The 13,723-nt window shown below is 47.5% G+C and carries 8 protein-coding genes; 4 read left to right on the top strand and 4 right to left on the bottom strand.

The window, feature by feature from the left end:
- Window positions 1–15 precede the first annotated feature (15 nt).
- The 4 genes from Q5076_RS10650 (at window position 16) to Q5076_RS10635 (ending at window position 7,444) form a co-directional block, all read left to right on the top strand.
- Window positions 16–1,047, top strand: coding sequence for a FecR family protein (locus Q5076_RS10650; RefSeq protein ID WP_303013060.1), 1,032 nt, complete (start codon window positions 16–18; stop codon window positions 1,045–1,047).
- Between the two features lie 172 nt (window positions 1,048–1,219).
- Window positions 1,220–4,723, top strand: a complete 3,504-nt coding sequence (locus Q5076_RS10645) for a TonB-dependent receptor (protein WP_303013059.1) — start codon at window positions 1,220–1,222, stop codon at window positions 4,721–4,723.
- An 83-nt stretch (window positions 4,724–4,806) separates the two neighbouring features.
- Entirely contained in the window at window positions 4,807–6,534 is a 1,728-nt protein-coding gene (locus tag Q5076_RS10640; RefSeq protein WP_303013058.1) for a RagB/SusD family nutrient uptake outer membrane protein, read from the top strand.
- Window positions 6,535–6,601: 67 nt separating this feature from the next.
- Entirely contained in the window at window positions 6,602–7,444 is an 843-nt protein-coding gene (locus Q5076_RS10635) for a hypothetical protein (protein ID WP_303013056.1), read from the top strand.
- 811 nt (window positions 7,445–8,255) lie between these two features.
- On the opposite strand, the gene Q5076_RS10630 is transcribed toward Q5076_RS10635, so the two are convergent.
- The 4 genes from Q5076_RS10630 to Q5076_RS10615 form a co-directional block, all read right to left on the bottom strand.
- Complete coding sequence (locus Q5076_RS10630) at window positions 8,256–10,280, bottom strand: fimbrillin family protein (protein ID WP_303013054.1); 2,025 nt, start codon at window positions 10,278–10,280, stop codon at window positions 8,256–8,258.
- Between the two features lie 32 nt (window positions 10,281–10,312).
- Window positions 10,313–10,786 carry a hypothetical protein gene (locus Q5076_RS10625; RefSeq protein WP_368389382.1) on the bottom strand — a complete coding sequence of 158 codons (474 nt, stop codon included), beginning with the start codon at window positions 10,784–10,786 and terminating at the stop codon, window positions 10,313–10,315.
- Between the two features lie 11 nt (window positions 10,787–10,797).
- A complete protein-coding gene (locus Q5076_RS10620; protein ID WP_303013052.1) occupies window positions 10,798–11,976 on the bottom strand; it encodes a glycoside hydrolase family 88 protein in 1,179 nt (392 codons plus the stop codon).
- A gap of 8 nt (window positions 11,977–11,984) precedes the next feature.
- Window positions 11,985–13,723 (bottom strand): heparinase II/III family protein (locus Q5076_RS10615; protein ID WP_303013050.1); only part of this gene is annotated, 1,739 nt, incomplete at its 5' end.

Below are 13,723 nucleotides of genomic sequence, written 5' to 3'. Positions count from 1 at the left end.
AGAAAACATCAGAAAATGGTACAACCGGACGAATACGGAACAATAGAAGAGATGCTCCCCGAATATTTCGAGGGAACACTGACAGCCAAGAACAAGGCTATCGTGGAGCAATGGATAGCCGCCTCAGAGGAAAACGAACAGGCGGCATGGCAGTTTTATTCCCTCTACATGGCCATAGACACGGCTTCGGTCATGGAACGGGTAGACACGGTACAGGCGTTGAAAACCGTAAACAGGCGCCTGCAACGCAAAGCCTTCTACTCAAAAACCGTCTTGTGGCTCCAACGCACGGCGGCAATCCTTTTCATACCGGTAGTGGCATGCGCTTTCTATTTCTACACGGAAAGCCTGGGAGCTTCGAAAAACACGGTGCAAATGATGAGTTTCTCGACCGGACCGGGGGTAACCTCATCGGTCTTGCTGCCCGACAGCACGCAAGTGTACCTGAACTCGGAATCCACATTGCGTTATCCTTCCGCATTCAACGGCGACAAGCGTGAAATCGAACTGGAGGGAGAGGCTTACTTCGCCGTAACCAAAAACACCGGACAGCCTTTCATCGTCAGCATGCCTCATGAAACCAAAATCCGCGTACTGGGCACGTCTTTCAACGTGAACGCCTACGCCGACCAGGAAGAAATAACCACTACGCTGATAGAAGGCAAGCTGGGATTTGTCTTCCGGGACGAACAGAAACACAAACAAACCATCCTGAAACCGTATGAGAAGCTGACTTACCACACCACCGGCAAACGGCAACTGGAACTGCAAAAGACCGACGGAGAGGTGGAGACATCCTGGAAGGAAGGGAAAATCATCTTCAACAACACTCCTTTCAAAGAGGCTGTCCGGATGCTGGAGAAACGCTATGCGGTGGTGTTTGACATAAAGAATCCCGAACTTTACCGGCATGCTTTCACCGGCACGTTCACCAACCAGCGCGTAGAACGCATCCTGGAGTTTTTCAGGCTCTCGTCACACGTGCACTGGAAATACGTGAACATGGAAAAATTCAATGACGAAAGAAGCATTATCGAGTTATATTAACCATTCATCAACCTCAATCACCCTACGGATATGAAAAAGAGAGCTCCCTGAGAAACGACTAATATGCAGGACAGGATATCCATTCCGCGCCGAGACAAGCATGCACTCTCCGCCGGATGGTTTATCAACCGTTTTTTTCAAATACATGTTTAACCCTAAATTTATAAAAAAAATGACACATAGACATCCTGTTATCCCTTTATCACGGATAATAAAGCCGTCCTTACCTGCTTTCAAGAAAGCGTTGCCCGCTTTCAGGAAGACATCGCTAATTATCATGCTGTTAGGCTGCTCCGCCGGATTCACGCATGCTTCCCCGTTCGCGCAGAGAGCGGACGAGGAGATGAAAGTATCCGTCCAGACCGTGGGCAACATCCTGCAGAAGCTGGAACAGGAAAGCGGATACAACTTTTTCTACAACAACAACCAGATAGATTTGAAGCGCCGCGTATCGGTAAACACCGAGAGCGGAAACATCTTCAAGATTCTGGAACAGATTTTCGAAGGCACGGGGGTCAATTATAAAGTGATGGACAACAAAATCATATTGTCCACCGAGGTGCAATCTCCCAACCAAAACAAAAAGATAACCGTCACCGGCAAGGTCATCGACGCGAAAGGCGAACCGATTATCGGTGCCAATGTGACCGAGCTGAACGGGCGGAACGGTACGGTGACCGACATCAACGGCAATTTCACCGTCAGGGTCAGCGCCGGCGCAGACAAACTCAAAGTTTCCTACATCGGCTTCAAGACGGCCGAAGTAAAGATACACAAGGGAAAGAAGCTTACCGTTTATCTGGAAGAAGACGCCCAGAGCCTGAATGAAGTGATGGTGGTGGCCTTCGGCAAGCAAACGCGCGAGTCGTTCACCGGTTCGGCAGGTATCATCAAAGCCGACGATATCGCCAAGCAACAGGTCAGCAACCCGATTTCCGCATTGAAAGGAAAGGTGGCGGGCGTGCAGATGATTGAAGGCAGCTCGCCTACCGCCACGCCGACCATCCGTATCCGCGGCCTTAGCTCCATCAACGCCAGCAACGACCCGCTGATTGTATTGGACGGACTGCCTTACAACGGTTACTGGAGTGACATCAATCCTTCCGACGTAGAGTCTATCACGGTATTGAAAGACGCCGCTTCGAACGCGCTATACGGGGCAAAAGGCGCTAACGGGGTAATCATGATAACCACCAAGACAGCCAAGAAAGGAAAGGCGACTTTCCAGTTCGACTCCAAATGGGGAGCCAACATAGACGCCAAAGTGGACTATGACTACATCACGGAACCCGGCGAATATTACGAGGCTTATTACCGGGCGCTCTACAACTATTTCAAACGCGGCAAGGGGCAGAGTGCTTACGACGCGCACGTCAACGCCAACAACACATTGGGCAAGAGCGGAAGCGAAGGAGGATTGGGATACATCGTATATAACGTTCCCGAAAACCAATACCTGATAGGGGAGAACGGCAAGCTGAATCCCCAGGCGACACTCGGCAACATCGTGAACTACAACGGGCAGGATTACTTAATCCGCCCCGACGACTGGCGCGAAGAGGGTTTGCGCAACGGCCTGCGCCAGGAATACAACCTGAGCGTAAACGGCGGTACGGACAAGTTCGCCTTCTACGGCAGCGTGGGTTATATGAAAAACGAAGGAATCTGTTACGGTTCGGACTACCAGCGTTATTCAGCCCGTATGAAAGCGGATTACCAAGCCAGAAGCTGGCTGAAAATCGGCGGGAACATGTCGTATTCACACAGTGATTTCAACTATATGGAAGGCGCTTTCGGGCCCGCCCATGAAATCGCCCCCATCTACCCGGTATATATCCGCGACGGAGAGGGACGTATCATGACCGATGCCAACGGCAAATTGTATGACTACGGCGACGGCGGCAACGCAGGGCTGAACCGTCCGGTCTACAAGAAAGGGAACGCCATCCAGTCCGACCTGCTGGACGGCAGCAGCAACAACAGCAACGGGTTCAACGTCCAGGGATATGCCGACATCAGTTTCCTGAAAGATTTCAAGCTGACGTTAAACGCCAGTGTATATGACACGGAAAACCGGACGATGACCGCCACCAACTCGTTCTACGGTTACAACACTTCCCAGGGAGGAGCGGTGACGGCTTACCATTACCGCACTCTGGCGGTAAACCTGCAACAACTGTTGAATTACAGCAAGAGTTTCGGCAAGCACAATCTCAACCTGTTGTTCGGACACGAATACAACCGCTATACCCAAACCAGTACGGGAGGAAGCAAAAGCAAGATGTTCTCTTACTACGGCAACCAGGAACTGGACGGAGCCATCATCAAGGGAGGAATCACCGGCAATTCCAGTTTGAGCAACAACGAAGGATATATGTTCAGAGGGCAATATGACTATGACGGGCGTTATTTCCTGTCGGGTTCGTTCCGCCGGGACGGTTCGTCTACCTTCCATCCGGACCACCGCTGGGGAAATTTCTGGTCACTGGGAGGAGCCTGGATTGTCAGCAAGGAAAACTGGTACAACATAGACTGGCTGAACATGCTGAAAGTAAAGGCTTCTTACGGCGAGCAGGGTAACGACGGCATCGGCAGCTATTATTACGTCGATACTTATTACATCGAAAGTTCGAGCGACGAACTGTCTTTGACGTTCTCCAACAAAGGAAATGAAAACATCACCTGGGAAACCAACGGCAACTTCAACGCCGGTATCGAATTCGAAGCTTTCAAGAGCCGTTTCAGCGGCAGCATCGAATATTTCCACCGCAAAACCAGCGATATGCTATTCTACTTTTCCGTGCCTCTTTCACTGGGCTACAGCGGCTATTACGACAACGTGGGCGACATGGTGAACCAAGGGGTGGAAGCCGACTTCAACGTGGACGTCATCAAGACGAAAGACCTCCTGTGGTCCGTCAACCTCAACCTTACCCATTACAAGAACAAGGTGACGTATCTTCCCGAAGACAAAAAGACGTATGAACAGGAAGGCAAGACGGGTTACCTCAACGGCAACTACTTCGTATCCGAAGGAATGCCGTATTACACATGGAGGTTGAAGAAATACGCCGGCGTCTCTTCCCAGGGCGAGTCCATGTGGTATTATACGGACGACCAGGGACAGTTGCAGAAAACGACCACTTACGACGAAGCGGACTATTACCTGTGCGGTTCCGCCATGCCGGACGTTTACGGCGGTTTCGGCACGACGTTCTCTTTCCGGGGATTCGATTTGAGCGCCAGCTTCCTTTATTCCATAGGCGGGAAAGCATACGATTCCGGATATGCCGGCCTGATGACCTCGCCTTATACGGACGCTACGGGCAGGAACATCCACAAGGATATCTATAACGCATGGTCTGAAGAGAATCCCAACTCCAACATTCCCCGTTGGCAATATAACGATTTATCGTCCGCTTATTCTTCCGACCGCTGGCTGACAGACGCAAGCTCTTTGACATTCCAGACGCTTACACTGGGTTACACCGTGCCGAAATCATGGCTGAAGAAAATGAAGCTGGAAAAGTTGCGCCTTTTCGTCACCTGTGACAACGTGGCTTACTGGTCCAAACGCAAAGGACTCGACCCCCGTTCCAGTTTCGACGGTTCTACCAGCGCGACGGGATACTCGCAGACCCGGACCATATCCGGCGGATTCAACCTATCCTTTTAACAGAGAGAGAACAGTATAAACCCCAAACGAACGGCCGTTTCCGACAACCTCCGTTCGATACATGAAAATAAAACTGAATAAATATGAAGATATTTGCAAAATCCATCCTGGCACTCTGCTTAGCTGTGCCTACATTGACCGGTTGCCTGGAAGAAACTTTTCCTGCCAGCAGTACCGCCACCAGCGACCAGGTAGGAATGTCAGACCTGGCTCTGGGCGCCCTGAACAACTCGATTATTTCCAGCATGACTAAATGGGGCAGCGACAATACCGCCTTCGGTTATGCCGGCCTGATGATGTGGCGTGACGTGATGCTGCAAGACATGCCTGTTTACGAAACGGCCTACGACTATTTCAACTACGGCATGGGAACCACCACTTTCCTGGGCGATTATACCATACAATATGACTTCTGGAACTTTTACTATTCCCTGATACACCAGTGTAACCTGCTGATAGAAGCGGTCAACGTGGAGAACCTCTCGTCAACGGGCAAGCATTACCTGGGCAACGCCTATGCTTTCCGCGCAATGGCGTACATGGACTGCATGCGCCTTTATGAGTTCAAGCACACAGGCACGGAGCTGGACGCCAAAGCGGAAGCGCGCGGTATCATGAAAATAACGGTTCCCATCGTCACCGAGAACACCACGGAGGAGGAAGGGCGCAAGAATCCGCGCGCTCCTTTCTACCAGATGTACCGGTTCGTATATAACGACCTGGAACGGGCAAGCGAATACCTGGCGGACTATACGCGGGGCGACAGCAAAAACTACGTGGACATCACGGTCATAAACGGCATGAAGGCGCGGTTCTGGATGGAGCTCGGCTCACGCTTCGAACTTTATCCCGAAGATTTGCAGACACAGGTGTCGTATGAAAACGACGAGAGTCTCGCCCAATACGCCAAATTGGGTATTTCCACAGCCAAAGAGTGTTACGCCAACGCCCAGAGTTGCGCCCGCAAGGCTATCGACGAGGGAGGTTATTCGCCGGTAACGGAATCGCAGTGGTTTGAAACGACTACCGGTTTCAACTCCGTCAACCAGGCGTGGATGTTCGCCATCATGATGGGGGCCAACGACCCTACCAGCACGTGGAAGTGTTATGTCGGGCAGATGAGCCCGGAACAGCAGTACGGTACGACCCAATACGGGGCATGGCGCATGATTGGGGCGAGCCTGTACAATAAAATAGCGGACGCCGACTGGCGAAAAACGACCTGGATAGACCCGGAAGATGCGGGAAAGACTTCCGTACCGGCAAAATACAAGACGTTGCTCAGCGGCGAAGAGTGGGCCAAACGTCCGGCTTACACCGGTTTCAAGATACGTCCGAACGAAGGGAACATGACCGAGTACCTGACGGGAACGGTTGTCGACATCCCGCTGATGCGTATGGAGGAGATGCTTTTCATCGAAGCGGAAGCCGCCGCACATACGGAAGGGGTATCGTCGGCCGTCTCAAAACTGGAAAACTTCATGAACACTTACCGTTACAAGGACGGCAGCTACCGGTGCAACGCTACGGACCTGGACGGATTCATCGACGAGCTGCTGGTACAGAAACGAATCGAGTTCTGGGGCGAAGGCATATTGTTGTGGGATTACAAACGGCTTGAGAAGGCGGTTATCAGGGGATACTCCGGGACAAACCTGCCTGAAACCCACCGTTTCAACTCTTACGAAGGTTATGTGGCTCCCTGGATGACTGTTTACATAACTTCCAGCGAATACCAATATAACACGATTCTCGAAGAGACGAACAATCCGGACCCGTCGGGAGTCATTCCCCAATGGGACGGACAATGACGGAGCTCCGTTTCTTATCAGTTTCTTATAAAAAAACAGTTGTGTAATCCATAAAAAAGAAAATACGATGAAGATTGCAAAATATATCCTTTTCCTGCTCCTGGGTGCGGGAGGCCTGACGACCGCTTGTTCCGACAACGACGACTACGCACCGGGAGAACCCGCGGCAGAGGGATGCCAGCAGGTTTATTTCTCCAAGGACAACCAATCTGAAACGACCTTGGCGGCAAGCAGCAAAGAACCCCGTTCCGTAACCCTGACCGTACTCCGCAAAGAGAGTTCTTCCGCCGTTACCGTACCGGTGAACACTTTGTCGAAGAGCGAAGGCATGGAAATCCCCGAATCAGTATCATTCGCGGCGGGACAGGTTGCGGCGGAACTGGAAATCAGCATTCCCGCCGACGCACAAACCGGCGATTCTTACAGTTACCATATCGAACTGGCAGGCGAGCATGTGAACCCTTATGCCGAACAGGAGGGAAGCATACAGTTTTTCGGGACAATCAAAGTGGCTGTCCTGATTGAAGCGACTTGTTATCTGGCCAACATTCCGGATAATACGTTCAAACTCGTCCTTGAGAAAACGGGAGAAAACGAATACAAAATAGACAACTTCCTGGAATCCGGCTATTATTTAAGCCTTTCCGTAGACCAGGAGACCGGCAACCTGACAGCAAGCAGCAACTACGGCTACCAATACGGCGATTACTGGTATCTCTACGACACCAATACGGCTTCTTACCTGCCGTTCTATACGGTTGTGAGTTATATCTCAGCGCTCTATAATGCTGCCGGATATTCATATTGGGACGAAGCCAACAAAAAAGCCTGCATTTATCTCTACAATGTTTATTACGAAAACGGCGACATGCAGGAATGGGACCAGATTATGATGAGCTGGGGAGACTGACCCGCGGGGTGATGTCTCCCGTTTCCCTGCAAAATACCTGAAAAGGGAATACCGGATTCCGGATGAGGCGGATTTTCTTGCTTTACGAACGGGTATATGCATCCGCAAGGGTGTAATTGTACTGCACAGTAAGCTTTTTAATCCGCCTCATCTTTCTTTATCCGGAAATTTAAAACGGTCACACCGGACGGAAGTAAAGGCAGGTATAAAAACAGCACATCACCAGGTCACAGCTACGCCAACCTGAAAAAATGCATATTCCGCCCGTCTTGTCTGCGATAAAACTTTCCCTCTCTCCGGTTACGGCAAAAAAACGTCTCTATTCCAGACCGGGAAATTCACTCTTATTCAAAATAAAAGCCATTATCAACCCAATTGCCACACATAGGGGCATCCATCAAGCATATTGACAGCATTCCTTTCGTTTTCATTCAATATTATCACTTGCAAACCGGCATCCGAAAAAGGCGAACCGGCTCCCCGAACGGCCCTTAAAATCCCGAATCCTGCTTCTTTAAAAGGAAAGCTCCGCTGGTTTTAAACAAAAGGACGGTTTGTTTAAAACCAACGGGTGCTTTGATATAACCAAACCACCCGTTTATCAATGCTATCATTTGCATATTTCAAGAGAAAAAATGCAATAAAGAGAGGGAAAGCGCATATTCTTGCAGTTTTTCATGCAACCCATTCCCTATTTTCTCTTTTTTCATTCTCCCGCTTTCCATCAGAATCTTAAAAATAGGACAGATTCACGAACTTTGTCTTACCGTAAAGCATACGGTTACCATTACGACGGCGGGATGATTTGCGGTTAGCGGTTTTCCGTGTCTTTCATGCAGCGTACGGAAAATGCATGAGAACGCCCGGCCGAATGTGTCCAAGTCTTATCTGCAGATTTATAATACATCGCACTGCCGCCTTGATCTTTATCATTCCCATAATTAGTAGCAGGCGAATTCGACCAATAACAGGCAGATGTATTAGAATTAGTAGTAGTGCGATCTGAAGGATTAGACCCCCAACGGGCCCCGCCTAACGGCCAATAAGCATAATTCGTGCCATCATAACAATATTTTATAACTCCTATATTCGACAACTTCACATATTCCCCACTGCGCTCTACTTCCGCCAATACCCCCGGAGATACGACACGATAACCTTTCGGACAAGGATCATAGATGGATTTGTGCCCGTCGGAAGGATTATTATACGTATTCGATTCATTCGGATTCCCCCAGAAATCATCTTTACGGTCGGTACGCGCACCTGTCCATGCTCCCAAATACCAGTCAGACTTTGTGTTATCCACTGTTGCGGTATAAAGCAAATAACGGGGATTTTCAATGGAGAAACGGACATTTGTGGCCTCAGTCGGCATAGAATAGTAACCATTCGCTCCCCATCCGAATGGAGTCGGACGGCCCCATTGAAAATAAACTCCATTCGTTTTCCAGTTATCTTCTACTGTATATGTGCCTAAATTACGATCTTGAACAATATATCCGGTATTTCCATATACATGTTCTGCCGGAGTAGGAGTCATCCATACAATAAAACTCCACAAAACGGTCGATTGATTTTCCCCGTAAATCGCCACCTGTCCGCAACCGCCATTATATCCATTTGAAACTTTATAAGAATTTATCGTAATGCTATAATCATCGTTTACAGGAGAAATATCTGTAGTGGAACCGTTGACACCTACCATTTTATGTCCATTATTCAAATCACAATTAAAAATTGTCCGGGCATATCTCGGCTCTTCCACCTCCATAAAGTTACCGCGCGCTTTTACACTGATTGTATTGTTTACTCCGGATGAAGAAGCAGTAGTCATAATACAATTTGCCTCTCCATAAGCCCAACCTCCAACCAACAAACGTGTCTCTACCGGTTCGTACCATTCACATGAATTGTCCGAAAGTTTTAAATCATTGATAACAATAACATTGACAGCGTCAGCTTTCAATAACTTACCTTCTTGAAGGATGGGAATCGTAACTGTCGTCTGATTATCTCCCTCTAAAGTAACAACGACATAAATGTGCTTACCGGTCAGGTCTGCCGGATAAGCAGTCAAATACACTTCCTGCGTAACAGCCAACAATTCCGGCGTAGTCAAAGAGACGGTCGCATAGGGATTGCTTTCCGATTCGAAAGTTAATTCCTCCGTATCCAAATTAGCCGTAAATGTACCGGAAAGAGGTGTTTTCGTCTCTTTATCATACAAAGAAACACTTTTCAACTTATAAGTAGAAAGTTCCTGTGAAGAAATACAGAATTTCACATAAGCCATTGCATGCTTCAAAGAGAATTTTGCGGATTTACTGGTACTATTTACCGTTGTCTTTGCATAAGCGAATCCATATTTACCAATATGATTACTGTCACCGGATTTACTCTGTTCCTGCTCAGCAGCAAGAGAAGCGGTAATCTTATTACCATTGTCAGCCAGTTTTGCATCCATTTTATAAGGGTAATAAATAAGAATCTCTGTTTCCCCTTCTTTTGCCGGACTTACACTTTCTGCTGTAAAAACTCCGGAATTTTTTCCGACAGACTCACCGCTCAATAAAGCTTGCACATTCTCTATATCCGCACCTTCTGTACGGGAAAAAAGTCCTAATGCATCTCCGTCGCTCCAAAGTACCGGATAAATGTCACCCGTCTTATCGCCAATAGAGGTACGTGTTTGAACAGAAGTCAATCCAATCAATGTAAATGCCGTACCTTCTCCTGCCGGTTCTTTACCCTTGTCAGATGAGAATATTTCATCTTGCGTACAACCCGCCATTGCAAAGATTATTACAAAGGCTGCCAATAACATATTCTTCATATCCATAATATCTTTTTTGAATTACACCATCTTTACCACTCGTTTTCTTCCAGTTCGCCTGCAGAATTGTCATCGCTCCACATGCCTTCCGTTCCAGAAGCTTTCCAGGTCTGGAATGCGGAACATACGGCACGTCCTTCGGCATTATAAGCTATAATAGCACTGATATAATTAACTCCAGGTTTCAATCCTTCCTCTATTCTATGAACATAAGGAAGAGATACGGGAACCCCATTTTCCTCAACAAATTTCACAAGCTTGACTTCCACATTATAGTCAAAACCCATATCAGCCACCGGATAAAAATCAATAACTTTCGCACCGACTGTAGTTCCGGTTTTCTGCTCGGCAGTAATCAAAGCCCTATTATCTGCAATTTCCGAAACGGTCAGGGTCATGGTAGGAATAATACGCGGACTTGAGTCATCCTTATCCGAACAGGAGGCAAACATCAGCGCCAATGCAAAGACAATTGCCATATTGAATTGTAAGTATCTCATAATTATGTATATTAGTTTTATTTCTGTAAGTTCTTATACCGTAACAATGCTTCTAAAAAGTAATAATCGGCATACGTCAAGGGAACATCCACCTCACTTCCGTCCGGAAGTGCACCGACACTATGTTTTAATATGAAATTTCCATTTGTGCCCAGTTCAGCGAGATATTTTTCCGAAGCAAGCGTACGAAGTTGTTTTTCTGCCATAGCAAGATAGGATTCCTTCGTCTCCATTCCGGAAATATAACGGCTCAACTCTATGAAAGCAGAAGCCATAATAGCCGCAGCAGAAGCATCCCGATAAGCCTTATCATCCATAGGGGCATCAAAATCCCAGTAAGGAATGCCGTCGGCAGGTAAACGACGGAGCAAAGTTTCGGCAATACGCCCGGCCTGTAAAAGATAATTCTGGTAGCCGGTCAAACGAAACATCATTGTATAACTATACAGAGCCCATGCTTGTCCACGGCTCCAAGAAGATTCGTCCGAGAATCCCTGTACAGTTTGCCTGCTACGCACTTGCCCCGTTTCAGAGTCATAATCCACCAAATGATAAGTGGAATAATCATCACGGAAGTGATTCTGGATAGTAGTATTGGCATGTGTACAGGCTATATTCTGCAAAGAATCATCGGCATAAGCTTTCGACATGGATAACAGCAATTCCAGATTCATCATATTGTCAATAATCACCGGGAACTTCCAATCACAACCTTTGCGCACAAAGTCCCAACTACGAATCGCTCCGACAGACGGATTAAAACGGGTAGACAAGGATTTCGCCCCCCGATAAAGCACTTGTTTATAAGTTTCATCCCCCGTCAGGCGATAAGCATTGCCATAACTGCAGTTTAATTGAAAACTTACATCATGGTCTTTAGTCACATATTGCACAGAATCGAGCTTCAACGTATTTTTCTCGGCAAGTGCTTTTATCTCGTCATTTCCGGTATATTCATAAATATACCAAAGTGAACCAGGATAAAAACCACTGCACCACCAATAAATATTTGAAGATACAAATTTACCGTCAGCAGAAAACGTACGGGGAAGCGTCTTTTCTGTCAGGCGAGCATCCATATCCATGTATTGCTGCTCCGCAACGGTAAACACACGGTCAATCAATGCCTCCATCGGTTCTTGGCCAGAACAGGATAACAATACGGGGAAAATAAATATAGATAATAATATTCTCATACAATCTGTCAATTTTGCTTTGGGGTTAGAGTGGTTGTGAATGAAGCTGTCTGATTAGCTGTAACAGTTGCTTCGAAACCAACCATATAAGTACCCGGATTAGCCTGGTCATAAGAATTCTCACTGGTGGTACTCCATGTTTTGTAGGTAGGCTTCACGGTTCCGCTGGCTGTGAGATACATCACCTTATTTCCATTTGCCAGCACAATCCGGTTGCTTTCTACCGTCGGGACGGCAGGAGTCACCATGCACCAGCGTACTTTGGCCGACTTATCGGTCCTCGCTTTAATTTCATCTATCACTACCAGTTTTTCATCATCCACAATCTTTACAGTACGAATAGCCGAAGCAGCCTGGTCAGACACGACATCTGTCAAATCGAAAGTCGCCCCCAGTTCGGTAGCCGTATTAATCGTAGTAGTTAAAGTTGCCATCCCGTCTACACGGTGGCGGGCATCATTAATTGATATGGTACTATGATTCAGATTGTTTAACCGGAAAACATCCCAACGCATTGAATTCTGTCCCATATCCCAAAGATTTCCCCCCAAAGCAGCCAAAGCCGATTCAAGTGTCGTATAACTCTGCAAACCGAAATCCATCGACCAACGTACTCCATACGCATCATATACGAACGAACCGGCATCCATGTGACCGTGGCTTGAACCGGCTTTTCCTCCTTTGATACCGAGATATTTATCCGTATCCGAATACGTCCAATCAGTATGCACCATAACCACAGGCGTCTCCCCTTTTCCACTCCAAAGTTTATCTGCCGGAGCTGAAATCGCATCCAGATTCAAATTATTGGCAAAGGCCATAATCATCGGCAGTAAACGATTCTCGGAACATGAAGCATATTCGCCATTCTTCAACATTTGTAATTCATTATATAACAGCGACGGGTTGTTATATTTGTCGGCAAACCACCAGGAAGCCAATGCGGCAGTAGAAGAAGGGGCACAATCCGAATAATTAAAAAATTTGCTGTTTAATCCTGTCATATACAACATATATTCCGCCGTTTCAGAGAATCCCGGCGTATCGGAAAGTCCGTTATCCGTTCCGAGAGTGCTATCAAGGGCAGCGAGCATTAGTACCTGATAAAGCGTGCCGTAACACCAGTAACCGCTCCCCTCCGGATAGTTGCCGTCGGGGGAGTACATCACTTCCAATGCAGGTTTATTGGATTCTAAAGCTTTTTCAATCATGTCCTTTGCTTCGGAAGGATTGTTTTCATAAGAGGCCAGTGCCGCACAGACCAGTCCGCCGTTACACACCTGGTTCCAGTTGTTGGTCGCTTCATAAAAATTCAGGTTCCAGTTTTTGTTCTGTGCCTGTTGGAAAGCAAACTTCAGCAATGCATCGGCTGCTTTCGTACGGGTAGCTTCACTTAGTTCATTATAAAGCCAATCATAGCCGAAAGCAACAGCGGTAGCCATTTCGCCGACATCCAGAAAGTGACGTTTGGAATTCCAATCTGGAAAATTGCAGACAGCATTCATGTCGGTCTCCGCTTTGGTTAAGTATTTGGTATCACCTGTCATGCGATAAGCATAAGCACAGGTGAAAATACGCAACAAGGCATCACGGGATACATCAAGAATCCGTTTGTTGCTGGCATCCAATTTATAAGTCAATGCTGTCGAATTCATCCCTTTGCTGTTACATACACTCATAATGGTGTTATGAAGCAAGGTCAGATTGGCACTCGTATTTGCATCCACTTTGGCTTTCAATGCAGTGA

Source organism: uncultured Bacteroides sp., from assembly GCF_958445495.1.
Classification (GTDB): Bacteria; Bacteroidota; Bacteroidia; order Bacteroidales; family Bacteroidaceae; genus Bacteroides.
The sequence above is the reverse complement of the archived record's forward strand: the minus strand, read 5'-3'. Positions and strand labels throughout refer to the sequence as shown.